This is a genomic window from Rhodanobacter thiooxydans, from assembly GCF_030291135.1.
In the GTDB taxonomy this organism is placed as follows: Bacteria; Pseudomonadota; Gammaproteobacteria; order Xanthomonadales; family Rhodanobacteraceae; genus Rhodanobacter; species Rhodanobacter thiooxydans_A.
Genome location: NZ_CP127409.1, coordinates 3,066,020 through 3,089,278, shown reverse-complemented (window position 1 = coordinate 3,089,278; position 23,259 = coordinate 3,066,020). Strand labels below are relative to the sequence as shown.

At 67.9% G+C, this 23,259-nt stretch carries 20 protein-coding genes; 8 read left to right on the top strand and 12 right to left on the bottom strand.

Features of this window, described 5'->3' with window-relative positions; all coding sequences use genetic code 11:
* Positions 1–3: 3 nt before the first annotated feature.
* The 3 genes from QQA13_RS14250 to lpxL all read right to left on the bottom strand — a co-directional run bounded on the left by QQA13_RS14250 (position 4) and on the right by lpxL (position 2,966).
* A complete protein-coding gene (locus QQA13_RS14250) occupies positions 4–1,080 on the bottom strand; it encodes a glycosyltransferase family 4 protein (RefSeq protein ID WP_108471676.1) in 1,077 nt (358 codons plus the stop codon).
* The gene (locus tag QQA13_RS14245; RefSeq protein WP_199909834.1) at positions 1,077–1,778 is read right to left on the bottom strand and encodes a polysaccharide deacetylase family protein; all 702 of its coding nucleotides are present in this window, start codon (positions 1,776–1,778) and stop codon (positions 1,077–1,079) included. Before QQA13_RS14245 ends, QQA13_RS14250 begins: the two co-directional genes overlap by 4 nt.
* Before the next feature lie 270 nt (positions 1,779–2,048).
* Positions 2,049–2,966 carry an LpxL/LpxP family Kdo(2)-lipid IV(A) lauroyl/palmitoleoyl acyltransferase gene (gene lpxL / locus QQA13_RS14240; RefSeq protein WP_234411325.1) on the bottom strand — a complete coding sequence of 306 codons (918 nt, stop codon included), beginning with the start codon at positions 2,964–2,966 and terminating at the stop codon, positions 2,049–2,051.
* A 138-nt stretch (positions 2,967–3,104) separates the two neighbouring features.
* Here lpxL and waaA point away from each other — a divergent pair, with 138 nt between their 5' ends.
* Positions 3,105–4,370, top strand: a complete 1,266-nt coding sequence (gene waaA, locus QQA13_RS14235) for a lipid IV(A) 3-deoxy-D-manno-octulosonic acid transferase (protein ID WP_108471673.1) — start codon at positions 3,105–3,107, stop codon at positions 4,368–4,370.
* 62 nt (positions 4,371–4,432) lie between these two features.
* On the opposite strand, the gene QQA13_RS14230 is transcribed toward waaA, so the two are convergent.
* Together QQA13_RS14230 and QQA13_RS14225 are read right to left on the bottom strand one after the other, a co-directional pair.
* Complete coding sequence (locus QQA13_RS14230) at positions 4,433–5,734, bottom strand: TolC family outer membrane protein (RefSeq protein WP_108471672.1); 1,302 nt, start codon at positions 5,732–5,734, stop codon at positions 4,433–4,435.
* 34 nt (positions 5,735–5,768) lie between these two features.
* Positions 5,769–6,428, bottom strand: a complete 660-nt coding sequence (locus QQA13_RS14225) for a protein-L-isoaspartate O-methyltransferase family protein (protein ID WP_108471671.1) — start codon at positions 6,426–6,428, stop codon at positions 5,769–5,771.
* Positions 6,429–6,694: 266 nt separating this feature from the next.
* Between QQA13_RS14225 and QQA13_RS14220 the strand changes: the two genes are divergently transcribed.
* Together QQA13_RS14220 and QQA13_RS14215 are read left to right on the top strand one after the other, a co-directional pair.
* Positions 6,695–7,345 (top strand): TetR/AcrR family transcriptional regulator, encoded by a 651-nt coding sequence (locus QQA13_RS14220; RefSeq protein WP_108471670.1) that lies wholly within the window; start codon positions 6,695–6,697, stop codon positions 7,343–7,345.
* Positions 7,346–7,474: 129 nt separating this feature from the next.
* On the top strand, positions 7,475–8,071 hold the full coding sequence (locus QQA13_RS14215; protein ID WP_108471669.1) for a ferritin-like domain-containing protein: 597 nt from the start codon (positions 7,475–7,477) through the stop codon (positions 8,069–8,071).
* A 37-nt stretch (positions 8,072–8,108) separates the two neighbouring features.
* Here the strand turns inward: QQA13_RS14215 and QQA13_RS14210 are convergent, their stop codons facing one another.
* The 7 genes from QQA13_RS14210 to QQA13_RS14180 form a co-directional block, all read right to left on the bottom strand.
* Positions 8,109–9,125: a zinc-binding alcohol dehydrogenase family protein gene (locus tag QQA13_RS14210; RefSeq protein ID WP_108471668.1), complete on the bottom strand. Its 1,017-nt coding sequence runs from the start codon at positions 9,123–9,125 to the stop codon at positions 8,109–8,111.
* Between the two features lie 297 nt (positions 9,126–9,422).
* Positions 9,423–9,962, bottom strand: a complete 540-nt coding sequence (gene ppa, locus QQA13_RS14205; RefSeq protein ID WP_108471667.1) for an inorganic diphosphatase — start codon at positions 9,960–9,962, stop codon at positions 9,423–9,425.
* A 97-nt stretch (positions 9,963–10,059) separates the two neighbouring features.
* Entirely contained in the window at positions 10,060–10,914 is an 855-nt protein-coding gene (locus QQA13_RS14200; RefSeq protein ID WP_108471666.1) for a 2OG-Fe(II) oxygenase, read from the bottom strand.
* 126 nt (positions 10,915–11,040) lie between these two features.
* The gene (locus QQA13_RS14195; protein ID WP_108471665.1) at positions 11,041–13,179 is read right to left on the bottom strand and encodes a prolyl oligopeptidase family serine peptidase; all 2,139 of its coding nucleotides are present in this window, start codon (positions 13,177–13,179) and stop codon (positions 11,041–11,043) included.
* 161 nt (positions 13,180–13,340) lie between these two features.
* A complete protein-coding gene (locus QQA13_RS14190; protein ID WP_108471664.1) occupies positions 13,341–15,386 on the bottom strand; it encodes a sodium-translocating pyrophosphatase in 2,046 nt (681 codons plus the stop codon).
* A gap of 161 nt (positions 15,387–15,547) precedes the next feature.
* Positions 15,548–15,964, bottom strand: coding sequence for an RcnB family protein (locus QQA13_RS14185; protein ID WP_108471663.1), 417 nt, complete (start codon positions 15,962–15,964; stop codon positions 15,548–15,550).
* Between the two features lie 159 nt (positions 15,965–16,123).
* Entirely contained in the window at positions 16,124–17,401 is a 1,278-nt protein-coding gene (locus QQA13_RS14180; RefSeq protein ID WP_108471662.1) for a 6-phosphofructokinase, read from the bottom strand.
* 191 nt (positions 17,402–17,592) lie between these two features.
* Here QQA13_RS14180 and QQA13_RS14175 point away from each other — a divergent pair, with 191 nt between their 5' ends.
* From QQA13_RS14175 to QQA13_RS14155, 5 genes are all read left to right on the top strand, one after another.
* The gene (locus QQA13_RS14175; protein ID WP_108471661.1) at positions 17,593–18,177 is read left to right on the top strand and encodes an adenylate kinase; all 585 of its coding nucleotides are present in this window, start codon (positions 17,593–17,595) and stop codon (positions 18,175–18,177) included.
* Positions 18,178–18,213: 36 nt separating this feature from the next.
* Positions 18,214–19,572 carry a UDP-N-acetylmuramate:L-alanyl-gamma-D-glutamyl-meso-diaminopimelate ligase gene (mpl, locus tag QQA13_RS14170; protein WP_108471660.1) on the top strand — a complete coding sequence of 453 codons (1,359 nt, stop codon included), beginning with the start codon at positions 18,214–18,216 and terminating at the stop codon, positions 19,570–19,572.
* 47 nt (positions 19,573–19,619) lie between these two features.
* Entirely contained in the window at positions 19,620–20,228 is a 609-nt protein-coding gene (locus QQA13_RS14165; RefSeq protein ID WP_108471659.1) for an LON peptidase substrate-binding domain-containing protein, read from the top strand.
* A gap of 45 nt (positions 20,229–20,273) precedes the next feature.
* Entirely contained in the window at positions 20,274–21,092 is an 819-nt protein-coding gene (locus tag QQA13_RS14160) for an SDR family oxidoreductase (protein ID WP_108471658.1), read from the top strand.
* A gap of 269 nt (positions 21,093–21,361) precedes the next feature.
* Positions 21,362–22,789: a sigma-54 dependent transcriptional regulator gene (locus QQA13_RS14155; protein ID WP_108471657.1), complete on the top strand. Its 1,428-nt coding sequence runs from the start codon at positions 21,362–21,364 to the stop codon at positions 22,787–22,789.
* The last annotated feature ends 470 nt before the right edge of the window (positions 22,790–23,259 follow it).

Here is a 23,259-nt window from a genome sequence, read left to right as displayed (position 1 = left end):
GGGTCAACCGCCGGTCAGTATCTGCAGGAACTGGGCGGCGATCACCGGCATGCTGAAATGCTGTTGCACGTAGTCGTGTGCAGCGGCGCCCATCGACGCCAGCAGGTCCGGATCGCACAGCTTCAGGATCGCCTCGCGCCACGCCGCCACGTCGCTCGGTGGCAGCAGCAGGCCCGTCACGCCCGCTTGCAGCGTCTCGGGAATCCCGCCGATGTCGCTGCCCAGTACGGGAACGCCGGCGGCCTGCGCCTCGACCGAGACCCGCCCGAAGGTTTCCGTGGCGATCGACGGGAAGGCCAGCATGGAGAATGCGCTGTAATAGGGATGGATGTCGTTGATCCAGCCCAGGAAGTGGTGCCGGCTCGCGCTCGCATCCGCGGCGGCTAGCGCGCGCAGGGCCGGCGCATCCGGGCCGTCGCCCAGCCACAGGCAATGCAGCCGCGGCTGTTCCACCATCGCCGCGCTGGCCGCTTCGAACAGCGGGAAGATACCCTTGCCGCGGTGCATGCGGCCGCTGTAGCCGAGCACGATCACGTCCTCGTCCAGGCCGAGCGTGTGCAGAATCGCGCGGCGTTGGCGCGGGTCGCGCCGGCACTGCGCGGTGTTGACCGGGTTGTAGAGCACCCGCACGAGGGAGCCCGGGACGCCTCGATCCAGGTAGGCCTGGCGCGCGTGCTGCGAGACGGCGAGGAAGCGTTGCGCGAGGCGCGGGATCAGCCACGCGGAAATGCGTTTCATCGGCGGCGTGCGGTGCCGGAACAGCGCTACCGGAATGCGCAGCAGCCGTCCGATCAGGATCAGCGGCCAGTATTCCTTGCCGAAATTGCCCACCAGCCAGTCCGGTTTCAGCTGTCGCGCTGCCTTGATGACGGCGACATAGCCACGCAGGTCGAACACGTTGCGGAATCTCGCCCCGTACCGGCGGACTTCGGACTGGGACAAGCCCTGCCAGATCAGGCCATCGGGATAGACCACCGCATCGACCTGATGCCCGGCCTCGGCCATCGCCTGCGCCAGGGCGACGAAGTGGCTGGCGGCCCCGGTGTTCTCGGGGTTGGTGCCGACAAAGAGCAGTTTCACGCGCGGCGGTCCTCATAGCGCGACAGCACCCGCAGGGCGAACTGCGGCAGCAGGTGGTGGCGCGCCACCTGCACCCGCGGCAGTTGCCACAGGTCCATGCCGGCGCGGGCCCGGCCGCGCCGGGTGGTGGTCGCGGCGGCGAAGCCGGCCGCGCGCGCCACGCCGGCCACGCGGTCGTCGGCGTCGCCATACGGGTAGCAGAACTGCGTGATGGGCGCGCCGAGGCGGTCCTCCAGCGTCGCCTTGCTGCCGTGGATCTCGTCGTGCAGCTGCGCGTCATCGCATTGCGTCAGCCGGGGGTGGCTGCGGCTGTGCGCGCCGACTTCCATGCCGCCGCGGTGCCAGTCGCGCAGTTGCCCCGCCGACATCAGCGGCTTGCGCACGCCCAGTCGTTCGGCGTCCCACTGGTTGTACCGCCCGATGCTGCCGCTGACGACGTAGCAGGTGGCGCTGAAGCCGTGGCGCTGCAGGATCGGCAGGGCGGCGTCCAGGTTGTCGGCGTAGCCGTCGTCCAGCGTGATGACGGCGATGCGGCCGCGGCGTTCGCCCTGCAGGTACGGCATGGCGGCCGACATCGACAGCCCGGTGTAGCCGAGCCGGCGCAGCAGCCACATCTGCCGCGCGAAGGCGGCCGGGCTCACGAACAGGCTGCGGTACACGCGCAGGTCGCGCGGGGCGTGCGCGATGTTGTGGTACATGAGGATGGGTACGGCGGGTGTGCCCTGCACGGCGTCGTCATTCACTTTTCCAGCTCCTGATGCCGGTGCGGCGCAAGGGAGTGACGCGCCGTCGCGCAGTTCCACTCCAGCCCGGCGTGCCGCAGGCCCCGAGGGGCTTGCCGTCGTCGCGGATCGGGGTGGTTGCGCCAGGTCGCCACTCCGGTGCGATGCGGGTCGCCTGAGTCGACCCGGTTCCCGGAAGTGGCGCAATTTTCGGCGGGCCAGGCTTTCACCCGGCTGTCGGAGGGATCAGTAGATCGCGGGGGCGCCGGGCGGGCGGGTCTTGAAACGCTTGTGCACCCACAGGTATTGCTCGGGCGCCTCGCGCACCATCTGTTCGATGCAGGCGTTGACGCGGGCGGTGTCGGCCACCACGTCGGTGCCGGGGAAGCCATCCAGCGCTGCGCCCAGGCGCAGCGCGTAACCCTCGCCGTCGGGCAGGCGGCGATGGAAGAACGGGATCACCAGCGCGCCGGACATCCGCGCCAGGTGATGGGTGGCGGTGATGGTGGCCGCCGGCACGCCGAAGAACGGCACGAACACGGTGTCCTTGCTGCGCATGTCCTGGTCCGGCGCGTACCACAGCGTGCCGCCGCCGCGCAGGTACTTCACGGTGCCGCGCAGGTCGTCCTTCTCGAACATCGCGTCGGCGTAGTCCAGTCGCGCGCGCAGCACCGCCCACTCGAACACGGCCGAGTCCATCCGCCGGTACATGCCGGCGATGCGGATGCGCTGCGAGACCAGCCGCGCGCACAGCTCCAGGTGCGAGAAGTGCCCGCCGACCAGCAGTACGCCCTTGCCCTGCGCACGCGCCGCTTCGAGGTGTTCCAGTCCCTCGATGCGGGTCGGGATGCTGGCCATGCGGCGGTCGCTGCCCATCCAGCCCAGCGCGAATTCCACCAGCATCAGGCCGATGTCGCGCAGGTTCGCGTCGACCAGCGCGGCACGCGCGGCGGCATCGAGTTCGGGAAAGCACAGCGCGATGTTCGCCGCGGCGATGTGCCGCCGTTCGGAAGGGATTCGCGGCACCAGTGCGCCGAGCCGGCGGCCCAGCCACATCAGCGCGCGCTGCGGCAGCCGCGCGATCAGCCAGATCGCGCCCACGCCCAGCCATGCCGGCCAGTGGCGCGGTGCAAGCAGCGAACGGGTGAAGGTGGGGCGGGGCATGCCGGGCATCGTGCGCATTGTAGTGGAGGCGGGGAAACGGGAACGGTGGGCGGCAGCGTGCCGCATGCTTCGGCTCCGCGTGCCGTTCCCGCTCGTCCGCTCTCGTATACTGCCGCGCTGGACTGACGGGCCGTGACGTTGCGCTACCTCTATACCCTCGCGATGTTCCTGGTGACGCCGCTGCTGGTGCTGCGGCTGCTGGCGCGCGGGGTGCGCTCGCGGCCCTACCATCGGCGCTGGCCGGAACGCTTCGGCTTCTTCGATCCGCCCGGCTTCAGCGGCAGCCTGTGGGTGCATGCGGTGTCGGTAGGCGAGGTGAATGCCGCCGAGCCGCTGATCAAGGCGTTGCGACGCGACTACCCGAACGCGCCGCTGGTGATCACCACGGTCACCCCGACCGGCACCGCGCGCGTGCAGCAGCTGTTCGGCGACAGCGTGTTCCACGTCTACCTGCCGTACGACCTGCCGTACTCGGTAGGCCGCTTCCTGAAGAAGATCCGGCCGCGGCTGGCGCTGATCGTCGAAACCGAGATATGGCCGAACCTGTACTTCGCCTGCCGCCGGCGCGGCATTCCGCTGATGATCGTCAACGCGCGCCTGTCGGAGCGCTCGCTGCGCGGCTACAAGCCGCTGCGCGGGCTGCTGCGCTCGGCACTGCGCTGCGTGCGCCTGATCGCGGCGCAGTCGCGCACCGACGCCGCGCGCTACCGCCTGCTCGGCGCCGATCCGGAACAGGTGCTGGTGACCGGCAACATGAAGTTCGACATGCCGATACCCGACGGCGCGGTGGCCGAAGGCGCCACGATGCGCGGGCACTGGGGGCCGCGGCGACCGGTATGGATGGCGGCCAGCACCCATGAAGGCGAGGAGCTGGCGGTGCTGGAGGCGCACCTGCAGGTGTTGCAGCGCCTGCCCGACGCATTGCTGCTGCTGGCGCCGCGCCATCCGGAACGCTTCAGGCTGGTCGAGCATGCGGCGCGCAGCCTCGGCTTCACGGTCGCCACGCGCAGCCTCGAAGGCGTGCCGTCGGTCGCGCACCAGGTGTTCGTGATCGATGCGATGGGGCAGTTGATGCCGTTCTTCGCGGCCTCAGACCTGGCCTTCGTCGGCGGCAGCCTGGTGCCGATCGGCGGCCACAACGTGCTGGAGCCGGCGGCGCTGTCGGTGCCGGTGCTGGTGGGGCCGCACACCTTCAACTTCGAGGAGATCACCCGCAGCCTGATCGAGGAAGGCGGCGCCGAACGCGTGGCGGACGCCGCGGGGTTGGGGCCGGCCGCGCTGAAGCTGCTGCTCGATGCGGCGAAGCGCGCGCGCATGGGGCAGGCTGCGCAGAGCGTCTTCGAGCGCGAGCGCGGCGCGGTGCAGCGGGTCATGCGGCTGATCGATATCCTGCTGCAGGAATGACGGCGCGAAAACAAAACGGCCGGGCATGACCCCGGCCGTTTTTGCTGGCAACCTGCGGCGGCTTATTGCAGCAGCGCGTTGATTTCCTCGATGTCCTTCAGGTCGGCGGTGCCGGCGGTCTGCTTGAGCAGCAGCTTGTTCAGGATGAATTGGTGGCGGGCCTGCGAGTAGCTGCTCTCCGAGGAGGTCAGCGTCTGGATCGCCAGCAAGACGTTGGTCATTGTCTGGGTGCCCACCTCGAAGCCGGCGCGGGTGGCTTCGAGCGCCTTCTGGCCGGAATCCACCGAGGCCTTGGCCGATTCCACCTGGGCGATGCCGGCGATCACCGAGCGGTAGTAATTGAGCGTGTCGCGCACCACCTGGCGGCGCTGCGACTCCAGCGCATCGGTGGCGGCATCGCGCTGGTAGATCGACTGGCGCACGCGCGACTGGGTCGCGCCACCGGAGAAGATCGGCACGTTCAGGGTCAGCCCGATCGTGGTCGAGGAGGGGTCGCGGTAGCGGGCCGCGGCGTTGCTTTCCGACCAGCCGGCGCCCTTGCCGTAGCTGACGCCGGCGGTGATCGTCGGCAGATGCCCGGCACGCGCGGCGCTGATGTTGTGCTGCGCGGTTTCCACGTTGTTTTTCTGGGCGAGCAGGTTGGGGTTGGTTTCCAGCGCCTGCTTGACCCAGCTGTCCTGGTCGGCTGGCACCGGCGGCTGCATCGGCAGGTCGTCGCGCAGCTTCTTCAGGTCGCCGGTCGGCTTGCCGGTGATCTGGGTAAGCGCCTCGCGGGCATCGTTCAGCGCGTTCTGCGCGGCGATGGTCTGCGACTTCGCTGCCTCATAGTAGGCCTTGGCCTGGTACACGTCGGTGATCGCCGATAGGCCGACCTTGAAGCGCTGGTCGGACTGCTCGTACTGCTGGCGGAACGCGTCCTCGTTGGCCTTGGCGTAGGTCAGTTCGTCCTCGCTGGTCAGCACGCCGAAGTAGGCCGCGGCCACGCGCCCGTAAAGATCCTGCGCCGCCGCCTGGTAGAACTCGTCCTGCGCGTTCGACGCCGAATGGGCGGCCTTGAGGTTGGCGTACTTGCTGAAGTCGAGCACGGTCTGGCTGAGCGTGCCGTTGATCGAACGCGAGCGGCTGTGGCCGATCTGGTTGCCGCCGTTGGTCTGGTTGAGGCTCATGCTGGCGCCGATCTGCGGCAACAGCAGTGCGCGCGCCTGGTTCACCCCTTCGCCGGTGGCCAGCCGGGTGGCGTCGGCCTGCGACAGCACCGGATCATTGGTGCGCGCTTCGCGGTAGGCATCGAGCAGATCCTCGCCGTGGCCGGGCAGCGAGACGGCGGCCAGGGCCAGGGCAAGAGTGAGCAGCTTCAAACGCATGGGGTGCCTCGTGGGGATCGATTCGGGGGCGAAGTCAGAACACGAACCGTTGCGGCGGCTCGGCATGGGTGAGGTAGGGCAGGTCGGTTTCGAACAGGGTCTCTTCGCGATAGCGGCCGGCGCCTTCATGAGTGAGCAAGGTGGCCTGTTGCACCGGCGACTGGCCACGGATCACCAGCGCGCGCGCGCCGGGCTTGAGCCAGGCCAGCCAGCGTGGCGGGATCGCGTGTACTGCCCCGGTCACCACCAGCGCATCGAACAGGCCATCGGGCTGCCACTCGTGGACCGCCTCGCCGGTGGCCAGGCTGACATTGGCGATGCCGGCGGCCTGCAGGCGCCGTGCGGCGAGCGCGGTGAAATCGGCATGGATGTCGACGCTGCTGACCTGGGCAGACAGGCTGGCCAGGCAGGCGGTGAGGAAGCCCGAGCCGGTGCCGATTTCCAGCACGCGGTCGCCGGGCAGCAGTTCCAGCGCCTGCAGCACGCGGCCTTCCACCACCGGCTTCATCATTACCTCGCCATGGCCCAGCGGCAGGCACAGGTCGGCGAAGGCCAGCTGGCGGTGCTCGGTGGCGACGAAATCCTCGCGGCGCACGCGGCCGAGCACGTCCAGCACGCGGCCGTCCAGTACTTCCCACGGGCGCACCTGGTTTTCCACCATGTTCAGCCGTGCCTGCTCGATATTCATCGCCATCTGCTCGTGTCCCGTGCGGATCGAAAAAAGGTCAAAAAGGATAAGCGCTCGCGCCTGCTCCTACAATGACACGCTCCGATGGTGGCAAGCCTGCCGGGTGCACGGCAGCACACGAAGTGCCGGAAGTCACCGCAACGGGTTGACGAGCGTCATCCATTGTCGTGCAGGCGCGGGAGGTGCCGGAGCCGAGGTTCCGGCGCGTTCTGGAAAATAATTGAACCGCTGCGTATAATAAAGCGAGAGTTTACGTTTGGGAAGGTGGAGGCATGAATATCAGCGCGCAAATCAAACCCCAGGGTCCCGGTCGCCCGAAGGACATGGAGAAGCGTGCGGCGATCCTGGCGGCGGCCAAGGCGCTGTTCATCCGCAATGCGTTTGCCGGTACCAGCATGGACGCGATCGCGTCGGAAGCCGGCGTGTCCAAGCTCACCGTGTACAGCCATTTCGGCGACAAGGACAACCTGTTCCGCGAAGTGATCCGTTCGCGCATCCAGGATCTGTTGCCGGAAGAAACCTATTTCTTCGATCCGCGGGCGGATATCCGCGAGACGCTGCTGCGGGTGGCGCTGACCCATGCCCACCTGGATTGCAACGCCGAAACGGTCGGCACGTTCCGCGCCATCCTCAGTGACTGCCGCCAGGGCAATCCGCGCTACGGCAAGCTGATCTGGGAAGAGGGCGCATCGCGTACGCATGGCCTGATGGAACGTCTGCTGCAGCAGGCGGTTGACGCCGGCAAGCTCGACATCGACGATGTGGCGCGCGCCAGCGGGCAGTTCCTCAGCCTGATCAAGGGCAATCTGATGATGCGCCAGATGTTCGGCTGCACTGAATGCCCCGAGAGCTATGCCGAGGAAATCGAGAGCACGGCGCGGGCTGGCGTCGAGGTGTTCCTGCGCGCCTACCAGCCGCGCTGAATTGCCGCACGCGAACCGGGCCAGGTGAAGACCTCTTCACCTGGCTTTTTCATGCGCGTTCCTAGGCTGGGGTTTTCGACGGTACTGCACGCCCATCGGTACCCATCCCCGCGTCCGCAGGAGCAAGCCATGGCCAAGAGCAAGCCGTTCGTCAGCGACATCGAGAACATCCGCAAGCGCGCACGCCAGGATATCGACAGGGGTGCGATGACGGCGGGTTACCGTGCCGATCGCGGAATGGTGGTCAAGCTGCTCAACCATGCACTGGCCACCGAGATCGTCTGCGTGCTGCGCTACAAGTACCACTACTACATGGCCTCGGGCATCCACTCGCAGTCGATCAAGGCCGAGTTCCTGCAGCACGCGAACGAGGAACAGGGCCACGCCGACCTGCTCGCCGAACGGATCACCCAGCTCGGCGGCAAGCCGAACCTGTCGCCGGAAGGCCTGCTCAGCCGCAGCCATGCCGACTACGTCGAGGGCGAGGACATCGTCGACATGATCAAGGAAGACCTGGTTGCCGAACGCATCGCCATCGACAGCTACCGCGAGGTGATCGACTACGTCGGCAGCGCCGACCCGACCACCCGCCGCGTGCTGGAAGGCATCCTGGCGATGGAGGAAGAGCATGCCGAGGACATGAACACCCTGCTGGAGCAGCTTGGCAAGAAGGGCGAGCCAGCCAGGCCGTCGCCGGCCAGGAAAGCCACAGGCAAGCGCGGCTGATCACCCGGCGGCACACCTGCACGTCGCCGATGACGCCTCACCAGCCGGCCAGCACCAGCTTGCCGATCGTGCGCCCCGATTCCAGCCGGCGATGCGCCTCGCGCAGGTTCGCCGCGTTGATCGGCGCCAGCGTCTCGCTGCGCGTGCCGCGCAGTGCGCCGGCGTCGATCAGCCTGGCGACGCGGTCGAGGATGCGGCCCTGCTCGGCCATGTCGGCGGTGCCAAAGCGCGGCCGCGCGAACATGAATTCCCAGTGGATGCCGATGCATTTGGCCTTGTACGGGTCGCCGATCCTCAGTGCGCCGGCCGGCTCCACGACCAGGCCGACGTGGCCCTGCGGTGCCAGCAACTGGCCGATCGCGTCCCAGTAGCGATCGGTATCGGCGAGGTTGAGCACGGCGTCCACCTGGCCGAAACCCAGTGCTTCGAGTTGGGGTGCCAGTGCATGGCGGTGGTTGACCACGTGCTGCGCACCCATCGTGCGGCACCAGTCGATGGTCTCGGGGCGCGAGGCAGTGGCGATCACCGTGAAGCCGGCGCGTCGCGCCAGCTGGATTGCAATCGAGCCCACCCCGCCGGCACCGCCGATCACCAGCAGCGAACTGCCTTCGCCGCCGTGTTCGCTGTCGAACGGCATGCGCTGGAACAGCAGCTCCCACGCGGTGATTGCGGTCAGCGGCAACGCCGCCGCCTCGGCCGGGTCCAGTGAACGCGGCGCATGCCCGACCAGGCGTGCGTCGACCAGCTGGAACTGCGCGTTGCTGCCGGCGCGGGTGACGTCGCCGGCGTAGTACACGCGGTCGCCTGGCTGGAAACCGTGGACCGAGTCGCCGATCGCCTCCACCACGCCGGCGGCGTCGTAGCCGAGCACCTTCGGCTGCGCCTCGATCTGCGGCTTGGGCGAACGGAGCTTGGTGTCGACCGGATTCACCGAGACTGCCTCCACGCGCACCCGCAGGTCGTGCGCGCCGGGCACCGGCGTGGGCAGTTCGACGTCGAGCAACGATTGCGGGTCATCGATCGGCAGGTAGCGGGTGAGGGCGACGGCTTTCATGGGGTGACTCCGGCAGCAGACCGGGAGGGGCAGTGCCGGCAGCGGGGTGCGCTCGGCGAATGGCCCGCTCCCGCGGAGCGACAAGGATACGGCGGCAGCCCGCCCGCCGCCGAGATCCGGTGGGTGCCGTCGAGGTGCCGATAGCCGTGACACGCAGCGGATGGAAGCTGAGGGCCGGTCCCGCATGTGCCCCGCGTCCCGTCCGGCCGCGGTTGGCCAAAACGCACAAACCCCGCCGAAGCGGGGTTTGTGCGCGGTACAGCCACGTGTTCCGCAGGGAGTCCGCAGCTGGCAGGTTCAGCCGCTGATCGCGTCCTGGTAGCGCTGGAAGCCGGCCAGGATCTCGGCCTTCGCCTCGTCGGCGCCGACCCAGCCCTCGACCTTCACCCACTTGCCCTTCTCCAGATCCTTGTAGTGCTCGAAGAAGTGGCCGATGCGTTCCAGCCAGTGCGGCGAGACGCCTTTCATGTCGTTGATGTGCGCATAGCCGGGGAACACCTTGGGCGAGGGGATCACCACCAGCTTCTCGTCGGCGCCGGCCTCGTCGGTCATCTTCAGCATGCCGACCGGATGGCAGCGGATCACCGAACCCACGGCCAGCGACAGCGGCAGGATCACCACCGCGTCCAGCGGATCACCGTCGCCGCCCAGCGTGCGCGGCACGTAGCCGTAGTTGCACGGGTAGCGCATCGGGGTGGACAGGATGCGGTCGACGAAGATCGCGCCGCTTTCCTTCTCCACCTCGTACTTGACCGGCTCGGCATCCTTGGGGATTTCGATGATGACGTTGATTTCGTCCGGCACGTTGCGGCCGGCGGAGACGAGGTGCAGACCCATGGACTGTCCTTGGCGGTAAAGGAGGGAAAAGAAGGTCTGCAAGGATACGCCAAACGCTGCTGCGATGCAGCAGCGACGGGCTTCGCCGCGCCGGCGCTCAGGCCTTCCCCGGTTTCCTGTAAGGCCGCTCGCGCAGCCACTTGGTGGCGATCCATTTTTCGCCCTGAAGCACCGGCAGCCCGGCATGCAGGGACGTGCGGTCGCCGCCCTCGTAGGCGAAATAGACGGCCGAACCGCGGCGCGCGGTGACGGTCAGGCCGATCTCGGGGAAGGCCGTGCCGCCGCCCTGTGCGGGTGTGTTGAGGTACATCACCACGCTGGCGATGCGCTGGCCGCCCACCGCGGTGATCGCGCCATAGCCGGGTTGCTCCGGGTCGAACCAGTCGAAGTGCGGCTCGTACTCCTGGCCCGGCAGGTAATGCAGGATCTGCAGCCCTTCGCCGTGATTCACCGGCACACCGAGCAGGGCCGCCAGGCGCTGTTCGATCCGGGTGACCAGGGGCAACTCGTTCAGCGTGAAGAACATGCCTTCGCTGGTGCGCCGGTGATCGACCTGCTGCCGGCCTTCGGCGTCCACGGTGAGCGCGCGCTGCAGGCGTGGCCGGGCCAGCTCGATCAGCTCGGCGCATTCCTGCTCGGTGAGCATGCCATCGAGCACACGCAGGGTCGGCGTTTCCGCACTGAGCGAGACCTGGATGGTGTGGCCGCCGATGCTGACTTCGGGTGCCTCGGGGTGTTTTGTGCGCAGGCCACGCGGTGCAGCCTTGTCGGTACTCGCCTGCAGGGTGGCCAGCGGCAGCTTCAGCACTTCGGCGACGATGCTGCGGCTCTGTCGCGGGTCGTAGCCGTTTTCCTTCATCAGCCGCAGCACGTCCGGCACGCCATGGCCGGCACGGGTTGTGGCGAGAATCCATTCGCGCAGTTCAGGGCTGATCGTGATTCGTGAAGACATGGCGATGTGCGTGGTCAGGCAATACAGCAGATTACTTCACCGCGAAGGTCGGTGAAGTCCGGCCGGCCAGATGAAGCGAGCCGGCAAGAGCCGGCTCGCCTGGATGGCGTGAGGCGAGGAGTCGTCTTATTTCAGCTGGTCCCACAGGAAGTCATACGCCATCGCATGCATGTGCGCCGACTGCTGGTTGTCTGCGCCGGCACCGTGGCCACCTTCCAGGTTCTCGTAGAACCACACGTCCGGATGGCCCTGCGCCTGCATTTTCGCGGCCATCTTGCGCGCCTGCACCGGGCCGACGCGGTCGTCGCTGGTGGCGGTGTAGAACAGCACCGGCGGATAGTGGCTGTCCTTTTTCACGTTCTGGTAAGGCGAGAAGGTCTTGATGAAGTTCCAGTCGGCCGTGTCCGGGTTGCCGTACTCGGCCATCCACGAGGCGCCGGCGGACAGGTGGATGTAGCGCTTCATGTCCAGCAACGGCACCTCGCAGGCGATCGCGCCGAACAGCTGCGGGTAGATCGTGAGCATGTTGCCCATCAGCAGGCCGCCGTTGCTGCCGCCTTCGGCGCCGAGGTGTTGCGCCGAGGTCACGCCGCGCTTCACCAGATCCTCGGCTACCGCGGCGAAGTCCTCGTACGCACGCGGGCGATTCGCCTTCAGCGCGGCCTGGTGCCACTGCGGGCCGTACTCGCCGCCGCCGCGGATGTTGGCGATCACGTAGACGCCGCCGCGCTCGAGCCAGGCGCGGCCGACGCTGCCGCTGTATTGCGGCTGCAGCGAGACCTCGAAGCCGCCGTAGCCGTACAGCAGGGTGCGGTTGGAGCCGTCCCGCTTGAGGTCCTTCGGGGCGATTTCGAAATACGGCACGCGGGTGCCGTCCTTCGACTGCACGAAGTGCTGGCTGACCATGAATTTCGCGGCGTCGAAGAACGCCGGCGCCTGCTTGACCGTCTCGGCCGCCGCGCCGTCCAGCACACCGCGCTGCAGCGACGACGGGGCGAGGAAGCCGGTGACGTCGAGCCAGTACTCGTCGCTGTGGTCGGGATCGGTGTCGATCACGTTGATCGTGCTCATCGCCGGCGCACCGGCCATCGCCGCGCGCTTCCAGCCGCCGCCGGGCGTGACCGTCTGCGGCGGAGTCAGCACCTCCAGCCGGCTTTTCACGTCGTCCATCAGGTTGAGGATCAGGTGGTGCCTGGTCCAGGCGTACGAGTCCAGCGAGGTATGCGCGTCGGGCTCGAACAGCACGGTGAAGTGGCGCTTGCCGGCCATGAAGCTGTCGAACGGTGCCGCCAGCAGTGCGCCGGCAGGATAGGTGGTGCCGTCCACCGTCCACGGCGAGCGGGTGCGCACCAGCAGCCAGTCGCGGTGGGCATCGGCTTCCGCGTCTGCCGGCACTTCGACGCGGGCCAGCTTGCCATCGAAGCGCTGGTACAGGTCGCTGTGGTAGAAATCCCGGGCGACGGAAACGAAGTCGCGCTCGTAGCCCGGCGTGCGGTCGTGGTATGCGCTGACCGCCAGGTCGCTCGGCTTGCCCTCGTACACCGTGCTGGCCGCCGCCAGTGGCGTGCCGCGCTTCCACTCCTTGACGATGCGCGGGTAGCTCGATTCGGTCATCGAACCGGGGCCGAAGTCGGTGCCGACGTAGAGGGTGTTGTCGTCGATCCAGCCGACCTGGCTTTTCGCCACCGGCAATTCGAAGCCGCCCTTCACGAACGCCTTGTGCGGGATGTTGAACTCGCGCACCACGGTGGCGTCGCCGCCGTCGGGCGACAGTGAGACCAGACAGCGTTCGAACGCCGGCTTCAGGCATTGCACGCCCTTGAACACCCAGCGTTTGTCCTCGACCTGGTTCAGCCCGTCGACGTCCAGCAGCACTTCCCATGCCGGCTCGGCCTTGCGGTACTCGGCCAGCGTGGTGCGCCGCCAGACGCCGCGCGGATGCGCCTTGTCGCGCCAGAAGTTGTACAGGTGGTCGCCCATGCGGTTGACGTAGGGGATGCGCGCCTCCGAGTCGAGCACTTCGAGGATGCTGTTGCGGGTGCGCGTGAATTCGGCGTTGTCGACGAACCGCTTCGCGGTGGTCGCGTTCTGCTGTTTCACCCAGTCCAGCGCGCGCGCGCCATGGATGTCCTCCAGCCACAGGAACGGATCATCGCCGGCTGGAGCATTCACGGGCGCGGGTTTGGGGGTGGTGTCGCGGGCATGGCTGTCGTTCATGCCCGTCAGTGTGACGCCGAGTGCCAGCATCAGCCATACCGATTTCATGGTGTGCCCCAGAAGCGAGTAAAGGTAATGCGGGCGCGGCCCGCCGTCGGTCGAGCGTAACCGTCCGGGCATGCGGCCGCCCGTGACTAAAGTCAGGAGCGCAGGCCGGAAACAGGAATCCCGCCACGCGGGCGGGATTCCTGTCGTTGCGGATGCGTGGCTTACAGCAGCGGAATCAACAGCAGCGCCACGATGTTGATGATCTTGATCAGCGGGTTCACGGCGGGACCGGCGGTGTCCTTGTACGGGTCGCCCACGGTGTCGCCGGTGACCGCGGCCTTGTGCGCCTCCGAGCCCTTGCCGCCGTGGTGGCCGTCCTCGATGTACTTCTTCGCGTTGTCCCAGGCGCCGCCGCCGGTGGTCATCGAAATGGCCACGAACAACCCGGTGACGATGGTGCCGATCAGCACGCCGCCGAGCGCCTTGGGGCCCAGCAGCAGGCCGACCACGATCGGCACGGCGACCGGCAGCAGCGATGGCACGATCATCTCGCGGATCGCCGAACGGGTCAGCATGTCCACCGCGCGCGAGTACTCCGGCTTGCCGGTGCCCTGCATGATGCCGGGGATGTCGCGGAACTGGCGGCGCACTTCCTCCACCACGGCGCCGGCAGCACGGCCGACCGCCTCCATCGCCATCGCGCCGAACAGGTAGGGGATCAGGCCGCCGATCAGCAGGCCGATGATCACCATGTGGTCGGACAGGTCGAAGGTGAACACCTCGCCGGGATGGCTCACCGCCAGGTTGTGCGTGTAGTCGGCGAACAGTACCAGCGCGGCCAGCGCGGCCGAACCGATCGCGTAGCCCTTGGTCACCGCCTTGGTGGTGTTGCCCACCGCGTCCAGCGGGTCGGTGACGCCGCGCACTTCCGGCGGCAGATCGGCCATCTCGGCGATGCCGCCGGCGTTGTCGGTGATCGGGCCGTAGGCGTCCAGCGCCACGATCATGCCGGCCATCGACAGCATGGCGGTGGCGGCGATCGCGATGCCGTACAGGCCGCCCTGGTTGTAGGCGCCCCAGATCGCCGCGCAGATCACGATCACCGGCATCGCGGTCGACTTCATCGACACGCCGAGGCCGGCGATGATGTTGGTGCCGTGGCCGGTGGTGGACGCCGCCGCGATGTGCTGCACCGGCTTGTACTGCGTGCCGGTGTAGAACTCGGTGATCCACACGATCAGGCCGGTCAGCACCAGGCCGATCAGCGCGCAATGGAACAGCGCGTGGCTGGAGATGACACTGCCGTCGCCGGCGGTCAGGCCCTGCGGCAGCAGGCTGCCGGTGACGAACCAGAACGCGACCGCCGAGAGCACCGCCGACACGATCACGCCCTTGTACAGCGCGCCCATGATCGAGCCGCCGGCCTTCACCCGCACGAAGAAGGTGGCGATGATCGAGGCAATGATCGACACGCCGCCGAGCAGCAGCGGGTACAGCACCGCGGCCAGGTTGTTGGTGTAGGTGAGGCCGGCCAGCAGCATGGTGGCGATCACCGTCACCGCGTAGGTCTCGAACAGGTCGGCGGCCATGCCGGCACAGTCGCCGACGTTGTCGCCTACGTTGTCGGCGATCACCGCCGGATTGCGCGGGTCGTCCTCGGGGATGCCGGCCTCGACCTTGCCGACCAGGTCGGCGCCGACGTCGGCGCCCTTGGTGAAGATGCCACCGCCCAGGCGCGCGAAGATCGAGATCAGCGAGCTGCCAAAGGCCAGCCCGACCAGCGCATGCAGCGCGGTCTCGCCGGCGACGCCGAAGTGGCCCAGCACCAGCCAGTAGCCGGCCACGCCGAGCAGGGCCAGGCCGACCACCAGCATGCCGGTGATCGCGCCGCCGCGGAACGCCACGTCCATCGCCGCGCCGAGTCCGCTGCGTGCGGCCTCGGCGGTGCGCACGTTGGCGCGCACCGAGACGTTCATGCCGATGTAGCCGGCCGCGCCGGACAGGATCGCGCCGAGCAGGAAGCCGATCGCGGTCGGCCAGTTGAGGAAGAAACCGATCAGCAGCAACAGCACCACGCCGACCAGGCCGATGGTGGTGTACTGGCGGTTGAGGTAGGCACGCGCGCCTTCCTGGATGGCCGCGGCGATCTCCTGCATCCGTTCGTTGCCCGGCGATTGCGCCAGGATCCAGCGCGCGGAGAACGCGCCATACAGAACCGCCACTAACGCACATGCAACAACGATCCACCAGCCATACTGCTGCAGCATCGGAGCCTCCCCATGGGTTGTATGCGGCCGTCCGGAACGGGCGGTCCCGCGGAGTATAGGCAGACGTTGCAGCGCAGGCTGTTGTGCGGCGCAGCGCCGCGCATCAACGAAAAGGGCCATGCACGGATGCATGGCCCCGGATGGTTCACTCCGGTGCGGGCTTATCGCAGTGCGTAGTCCAGGATGATGCCGGTGGCGATCGCGACCAGCAGGTAGTCATTGTTCGCGCGCACCCAGTGGTAACCGCGCGGCGGCGGACGCAGGCGGTAGTAGCCGTAGTCGCGCACCACGTAGGTCGGGCCGTAGTAACGGTGGCCGCGTTCCCAGCGATGCTGGCGCACCGGGTAGTAACGCGGGCCGGCGTAGCGGTAGTCGTGGCCATGGCGACGATCGTCATGGCGGCGCCAGTCGCCGTGGCGGCGGTCATCGTGCCAGCGGCGGTTGTCGTGGTGACGGTCGTTGCCCCGGTCATGGCCGTGACGGCCGTGGTCATCCGGGCCGGGACCCGGGGCGGCCAGCGCGAAGCTGCCGGTGGTGAGCAGGGCGAGGGCGATGAGCAGGCGGCTGATGAGTTTCATCTCAGGTCTCCTCCCGTAGAGGGTCGTGGCCACAACAGCGCGGCAATCGACCCGGGCAGGGTGGATCGTAAGAAGCTGCGGCTGAACGCAAGCCGATCCCGGCGCCCCGGTTTCAGGCGACACTCAGCATGGTGAAGCAGGTCACGGAAGCAAACCGGCTCAGCGCCGGAATGGCGCCAGCCTGGACGCCACCGCGACATTCTTCAGCTGCACGTAGCGCGGCAGGCCGTCCTTGCCGTAGGGCAACGGCGCCTCGCCGCGGATCAGCGGGGCGAGATAGCGGCGGGCGGCGGCGGTGATGCCGAAGCCGTCGCGGCTGATGAAGTTCTTCGGCATCTTCTTCTCGCGGTTGGCGATCTTCGCCAGCGGCGCCGGCGCGATCTTCCAGCGGTACGGCGCGTCGGACGTGCGCACGATCACCGGCATCACCGCATTCATCCCGGCTAGCGCGTAGTCGACCGCCGCCTTGCCGACCGCATGCGCCTGTTCGGCGTCGACCTGCGAGGCGGCGTGCCGCGCCGAGCGCTGCAGGTAGTCGGGCAGCGCCCAGTGGTATTTGTAGCCGAGCTTCTCCTTCACCAGCGCCGCCAGCACCGGCGCCACGCCGCCGAGCTGGCTGTGGCCGAACGCGTCGCGCGTGCCCGCCTCGGCGAGGAACTGGCCGGCCGCATTGCGCACGCCTTCGGAGGCGACCACGGTGCACCAACCGACGCGCTCGACGGTGGCCTTCACCTTGGCCAGGAACGCCGCTTCGTCGAACGCGTTCTCGGGAAACAGGATGAGGTGCGGCGCCGCGTCCGTGCCTTCGCCGGCCAGCCCGGCGGCGGCGGCGATCCAGCCGGCATGACGGCCCATCACCTCGAGGATGAACACCTTGGTCGAGGTCTCGGCCATCGAGGCGACGTCGAGGCTGGCCTCCAGCGTGGAGATCGCGGTGTATTTCGCCACCGAGCCGAAGCCGGGGCAGCAGTCGGTGACGGCGAGGTCGTTGTCCACCGTCTTCGGCACGCCGATGCAGCGGATGTCGTAGCCCAGCGCCTTGCCGATCTGCGACAGCTTCAGCGCGGTGTCGGCCGAATCGTTGCCGCCGTTGTAGAGGAACCAGCGGATGTCGTGCGCGCGGAACACCTCGATCAGCCGCTCGTACTCGGCGCGGTTCTCGTCCAGCGACTTCAGCTTGTAGCGGCATGAACCGAACGCACCGCCCGGCGTATGCCGCAGCGCGGCGATCGCGGTGGCCGATTCCTTCGAGGTGTCGATCAGCTCCTCGCGCAATGCGCCGAGGATGCCGTTGCGCGCGGCATACACCTTCACGCCCTTGTCGCGGGCGGCCTCGATCACGCCAGCGGCGGTGGCGTTGATCACCGCGGTGACGCCGCCGGACTGGGCGTACAGCAGGTTGCCGGTGACGGCAGGCGGACGGCGGCTCGGGCTCATGGGATCCTCGATCAGGCAGCGGAAGGGTGGCGACGGTCGTCGGCAAATCTTTTTCTGCAACAAACACTTGGCCGAATGCGACGAAGGTCGCTGTTTGACGGCACCCGGTGCAGCGGCTAATTTGACGAACAATTCCGTGCATCGGGCGGGCTGTTGCAGTGTGCGGCAGCCCGCCGAACTTGTGGAGCATTATGCGACTCGTCCTACTTGGTGCGCCCGGCTCGGGCAAAGGTACACAGGCGGCCCGGCTGAAGACGGCGCTGGGCGTTCCGCATATCTCGACCGGCGACATGCTGCGCGCCGCTGTCGCGGCCGGCACCGCGATGGGGCTGAAGGCCAAGGCGGTGATGGACGCCGGCCAGCTGGTCTCCGACGACATCCTGCTCGGCATGCTGGAAGAACGGCTGGCCCAGGCTGATGCGAAGGCCGGCTTCATCCTCGACGGCTACCCGCGCAACCTGGCCCAGGCCGACGCGCTCGATCACCTGCTGGTCAAGCTCGGTCAGCCGCTGGATGCGGTGGTGAAGCTGGACGTGCCGAACGCGGCGATCATCGGGCGCTGCGAGATCCGCTTCAAGGCGGAAGGCCGTGCCGACGACAATCCGGATACCGTGCGCAAGCGCCTCGCCATCTATGCCGAGCAGACCGCGCCGGTGGCGGATTTCTACGCCAGCCGCGGCAAGCTGCAGGTAGTGGACGGCGTCGGCGAGCTGGTCGAGGTCACCGCACGGATCGAGCGCGCGCTGCAGAACGAAGCCGCCGCCGCGAACGGCTGAGCACACTTCCCGCTCCCTGCAAGGGAATCGCTCACCATGCGTCTGCACATCCTCGGCATCTGCGGCACCTTCATGGGCGGCGTCGCCGCGCTAGCGCGCGAGCTGGGCCACGCGGTCGAAGGCTCCGACGCGAACGTCTATCCGCCGATGAGCGCCCAGCTGGAGGCGCTCGGCATCGGGCTGATGAGCGGCTACACCGCCGGGCACCTGCAGCCGGCCCCCGATCTCGTCGTGGTCGGCAACGCGATGAGTCGCGGCAATCCGGCCGTCGAATACATGCTCGACGCACGCCTGCGCTACATCTCCGGCCCGCAGTGGCTGGGTGAGACGGTGCTGGCCGAGCGCGACGTGCTGGCCGTGGCTGGCACCCACGGCAAGACCACCACCACCAGCCTGCTGGCGCATCTGCTGGAAAGCGCCGGGATGGCGCCGGGCTTCCTGATCGGCGGCGTGCCGGGCAATTTCGGGGTGTCGGCGCGGCTGGGGCAGGGCAAGCCGTTTGTCATTGAAGCGGACGAATACGACACCGCGTTCTTCGACAAGCGCTCGAAGTTCGTGCACTACCGGCCGCGCATCGCCATCCTCAACAACCTCGAGTACGACCACGCGGACATCTTCCCCGACGTCGCCGCGATCCAGCGCCAGTTCCATCACCTGGTGCGCACCGTGCCGGGCAACGGCCGGCTGATCGTCAACGCGCACGACGAGCGCCTGGCCGAAGTGCTGGCGATGGGCTGCTGGACGCCGGTGGAGACCTTCGGCATCGGCTGCGGCAACTGGCAGGCCACGCTGGTCGAGGCGGACGGCTCGGCGTTCGTCGTGCACCACGCCGGCGCACGGATCGGCGAGGTGCGCTGGTCGCTGCTGGGCCATCACAGCGTGATGAACGCGCTGGCCGCACTCGCCGCGGCGGCCGCCGCTGGCGCCGATCCGCAGGCACTGCTGCCGGCGTTCGCCAGCTTCGAGAGCGTGAAGCGGCGGCTGGAGCTGGTCGGCGAGGTAAACGGCGTGCGCGTGTACGACGACTTCGCGCATCACCCCACGGCGATCGCCACCACCCTGGCCGGGCTGCGCGCCAAGGTGGGCAAGGCGCGCATCCTGGTGGCACTGGAGCCGCGATCCAACTCGATGCGCCAGGGTGCGCATGCCGCGGCGCTGGCGCCGTCGCTGGCCGATGCCGATGCGGTGGTGTTCCTGCATCGTCCCGAGCTGTCGTGGGATGCCGGCCGCGTCACCGCGGCGCTGGGTGGACGCGGTACCACGGCGTCGACGGTCGATGCACTGATCGGCGCGTTGCGTGCGCAGGTGCGCGCGGGCGACCAGGTGATCTTCATGTCCAACGGTGGTTTCGAGGCGGCGCCGCGCCGTTTCGTGGAGAGCTTGCGGCAGGCCTGAGCCAGGCGTTGCAGACCCGGGATGCCGGCTCTGGGTACACTCCTCGCATGGTTGTCATGTCTCAATCGCCGCTCGTCGAGATGCCGCTGTTTCCGCTGGCGTCCGTGTTGTTCCCCGGTGGCCGGCTGCAGCTGCGCATCTTCGAACCGCGCTATCTCGACCTGGTGCGCGAATGCACGCGTCACGGCACCGGCTTCGGCGTGTGCCTGATCCTGCAGGGACGGGAAACGGGCGAGCCGGCGGTGCCGGCGGCGATCGGCACGATCGCGCGGATCAGTGATTTCCACCGCGACGATGATGGCCTGCTCGGCATCGTCACCGAAGGCGGCTCGCGTTTTCGCGTGGCGCGAAGTCGGGTACGTGCCGACGGCCTGCTGCGCGGCGACGTGGAGGTCTGGCCGGACGAGCCGGAGCAGCCGGTGCCGGTGGAGTTCGCGCTGCTGCAGACCATCCTGGAGCGATTGATCGAGACGATGGCGCCGCAGTGGCGCGCAGCGCCGCGCAGCGCCTACGACGACGCCAGCTGGCTGGGTTTCCGGCTGGCCGAACTGCTGCCGCTGGATGCCGGTGAACAGCAGCGCATGCTCGAACTGGATGATCCGGTGCAGCGGCTGGCCGAGCTGCGCGACATCCTGCCGCGCTTCCAGAAGCCGTGAGCCGGCGAGTTCTACACTGAATACTTTTCCGACGGAGCGACACGCATGGCCGACCTTGCCGGCAAGACCCTGTTCATCAGTGGTGCCTCGCGCGGCATCGGCCTGGCGATCGCGCTGCGCGCTGCGCGCGACGGCGCCAACGTCGTGATCGCGGCCAAGAGCGGCGTGCCGAACCCGAAGCTGCCCGGCACCATCCATACCGCCGCCGCCGCGGTCGAGGCCGCCGGCGGCAAGGCGCTGGCGCTGCAGGTGGATATCCGCGAAGAGGCCCAGGTGGTGGCCGCCGCGGCGCAGGCGGCCGAACGCTTCGGCGGCATCGACATCGTGGTCAACAACGCCAGCGCGATCTGGCTGGCTGGTACCGAAGGCACGCCGATGAAGCGCTTCGACTTGATGCAGCAGGTCAACACGCGAGGCACCTTTCTGGTCACCCAGGCCTGCCTGCCGTACCTGAAGAAGGCGGCCAACCCACACGTGCTGATGCTGTCGCCGCCGCCCAGCCTCGACCCTAAATGGTTCGCGCCGCACACCGCCTACACCATCGCCAAGATGGGCATGAGCCTGTGCGTGCTGGGCATGAGCCCGGAATTCGCCCCGCTCGGTATCGCGGTGAACGCGCTGTGGCCGCGCACGGTGATCGCCACCGCGGCGATCGGCATGATCAACGGCGTGAAGGTCGAGCATTGCCGCAAGCCGGAGATCGTGGCCGACGCCGCCCACGCCATCCTGACCCGCCCGGCGCGTGGCTACACCGGCCATTTCGCAATCGACGAGGAGATCCTGCGCGAGGCCGGGATCGTCGACTTCGACGGCTATGCCGTGCAGCCGGGTGCGTCTTTGCTGCCGGACCTGTTCCTGGACTGAAAAGTGGGCTCGTCGCGACGGGGCGGAGTCCGGCATCGACCGGCATGGTCCGCCCACAACCGACGGCGTCGGTTGCTTGCCGGCAAGGCGCTCGGAAGGCCTTGTTTCTTCACATATGGCCTGCTTGTTGGGGAGTATGTTGTTAGCCCGCATCGCGCTTTGGCAGCAACTGGAGCGCAGGGTGCGGCTGCAAAGGTCAACGGGATCGACCGCCTGCCCAGGTGATCGCCCCGAACCGTAATTGCGACCTTGGGACAGGGGGCAGTGCCATGACGGGCAATCAGGTTCAGGTGGCCAGGCGTTGTGTGGTCTGGTTTGGCCAGCCGACGGACGAGGAATGCGACTGCCTGACCCGGGCGGGCTGGCGCATCAGGATCGGCAATGCGCAATTGCAGGGCGGCGTGGGCATGCGACGTGGCGATATCGTGGTGGCCATGGCCGATTTGCGTTGCAGTGATGCGGATACGATCCAGGCGATGGGCCAGTTGATGGCCAACCACCCGTGGCTGCCGTGGCTTGCCCTGGTGTCGCAGGAAGTCGCCGCCGATACGCCGGAGGTGGAACGCATCCTGCGTGCCAGCGCGGACTTCTTCACGGCGCCGGTCGACCTGCAGCGCCTGACCGATACCTTGATGAAGTTCGGCAACGGCTGGATACCGGCCGCGGAAACGGCGGACATCCCGGGCATCGTGGGCGCGCAAAGCCCGGTGATGCGCGCCACGGTGGCCAGCCTGCGCAAATATGCGCCGGTGGATTTGCCGGTGCTGATCACCGGCGAGACCGGCAGCGGCAAGGAAGTTGCCGCCCGTGCTCTGCATGACCTGTCGACGCGTCGAGGTCGGCCGTTCGTCGCCATCAACTGCGGTGCGCTGCCATCGAACCTGGTGCAGTCCGAGCTGTTCGGCCACGAGCGTGGCGCCTTTACCGGTGCGAATGTGCGGCGCATCGGGCATTTCGAGGCCGCCGCCGGCGGCACGGTGTTCCTCGACGAGATCGGCGACCTGCCGCTCGATGCCCAGGCCAGCCTGCTGCGCCTGCTGCAGGAAGGCACGCTGGAGCGCGTGGGTTCGAGCCAGCCGATCAGGCTGGACGTGCGTGTGCTGGCCGCCACGCATGTGGATCTGGACTCGGCGGTGGTGCAGGGCAGCTTCCGCGAGGATCTGTATTACCGACTCAACGTGCTGCGCCTGCGCATGCCCGCGCTGCGCGAACGCGGAGGCGATATCGAGCTGCTCGCCCAGCATTTCCTGGACACGTTCCGTCTGCGCCATCCCGGCCGCGCCCGCACCTTCAATGCTGGGGCACGACAGGCCATGCGCGAATTCAGCTGGCCCGGCAATGTGCGCGAGTTGATCAATCGCGTGCAGCGTGCCGCTGTCGTCGCCGAGAGTACGCTGATCGATGCGGTCGACCTCGATCTCCAGGATGTGCGATCTTCCGCCACGCCGCGTTCCAGCCTCGGCCTCACGCGCGTTTCGGCCGAACGCGAAGCGGTGCTGAACTGCCTGCGTGAAAGCCACTACAACATCAGCGAATGCGCGCGACGGCTCAAGGTGTCGAGGGTCACTGTGTACCGCCTGTGCAAGAAGCACCAGCTGGAGCTGGAGGTCCTGCGGGGTAATGGTCTCCCCTTTCGTGCGGGGCGCCCCGCGGCGGGCGTGAACGGCCACTGGCCGCCGGCGACGCAACGCATGTAGGGGATCTGAAGGTAGCGTCGTCGTGTCGGTGCGGCACTAGCCCACCTTGTTGATGGGGCGGTTTTGCTGCGGGCTCGCGACTGGTCGCGATTAGGCGCGCTGCCAAGTAGTCTGCCGCCAGGCTTCACGTCCGTGGCATGGGCTTGCCCGCCCTCGGCGGCATGCGGGTCCACACACAAAGGTCGTGCCGGGGACGGAACAGGATTTGTTCCCTGGCGAAGGAAGTCCCCCCGACCCGCAGGGGACAGGTCGGGGGGGTTCCATTGGTGCCCGGCTACAGGACTGCCGGGTTACCGCCCTCGTTCGCCGCTTGCGCGGCAATATGCATGGCCGGATGCGTTTGCCGGGGCCTCCCTGTTGGATTAGCAATCCGCGTGCCATGTGCAGCGAAGTGCGTCATGGCGCGGTTTGTGGCGATCGTGCCGGTTTGCCGCCGTGGTGTCGCCGTGTCGCAGCGTATACAGCGGCAG

Coding starts and splice junctions, on each gene's coding strand:
- QQA13_RS14245 (WP_199909834.1), bottom strand. CDS start 1,778: ATGTACCACAACATCGCGCACGCCCCGCGCGACCTGCGCGTGTACCGC.
- lpxL (WP_234411325.1), bottom strand. CDS start 2,966: ATGCCCCGCCCCACCTTCACCCGTTCGCTGCTTGCACCGCGCCACTGG.
- QQA13_RS14230 (WP_108471672.1), bottom strand. CDS start 5,734: ATGCGTTTGAAGCTGCTCACTCTTGCCCTGGCCCTGGCCGCCGTCTCG.
- QQA13_RS14225 (WP_108471671.1), bottom strand. CDS start 6,428: ATGGCGATGAATATCGAGCAGGCACGGCTGAACATGGTGGAAAACCAG.
- QQA13_RS14220 (WP_108471670.1), top strand. CDS start 6,695: ATGAATATCAGCGCGCAAATCAAACCCCAGGGTCCCGGTCGCCCGAAG.
- QQA13_RS14215 (WP_108471669.1), top strand. CDS start 7,475: ATGGCCAAGAGCAAGCCGTTCGTCAGCGACATCGAGAACATCCGCAAG.
- QQA13_RS14210 (WP_108471668.1), bottom strand. CDS start 9,125: ATGAAAGCCGTCGCCCTCACCCGCTACCTGCCGATCGATGACCCGCAA.
- ppa (WP_108471667.1), bottom strand. CDS start 9,962: ATGGGTCTGCACCTCGTCTCCGCCGGCCGCAACGTGCCGGACGAAATC.
- QQA13_RS14200 (WP_108471666.1), bottom strand. CDS start 10,914: ATGTCTTCACGAATCACGATCAGCCCTGAACTGCGCGAATGGATTCTC.
- QQA13_RS14195 (WP_108471665.1), bottom strand. CDS start 13,179: ATGAAATCGGTATGGCTGATGCTGGCACTCGGCGTCACACTGACGGGC.
- QQA13_RS14190 (WP_108471664.1), bottom strand. CDS start 15,386: ATGCTGCAGCAGTATGGCTGGTGGATCGTTGTTGCATGTGCGTTAGTG.
- QQA13_RS14185 (WP_108471663.1), bottom strand. CDS start 15,964: ATGAAACTCATCAGCCGCCTGCTCATCGCCCTCGCCCTGCTCACCACC.
- QQA13_RS14180 (WP_108471662.1), bottom strand. CDS start 17,401: ATGAGCCCGAGCCGCCGTCCGCCTGCCGTCACCGGCAACCTGCTGTAC.
- QQA13_RS14175 (WP_108471661.1), top strand. CDS start 17,593: ATGCGACTCGTCCTACTTGGTGCGCCCGGCTCGGGCAAAGGTACACAG.
- mpl (WP_108471660.1), top strand. CDS start 18,214: ATGCGTCTGCACATCCTCGGCATCTGCGGCACCTTCATGGGCGGCGTC.
- QQA13_RS14165 (WP_108471659.1), top strand. CDS start 19,620: ATGGTTGTCATGTCTCAATCGCCGCTCGTCGAGATGCCGCTGTTTCCG.
- QQA13_RS14160 (WP_108471658.1), top strand. CDS start 20,274: ATGGCCGACCTTGCCGGCAAGACCCTGTTCATCAGTGGTGCCTCGCGC.
- QQA13_RS14155 (WP_108471657.1), top strand. CDS start 21,362: ATGACGGGCAATCAGGTTCAGGTGGCCAGGCGTTGTGTGGTCTGGTTT.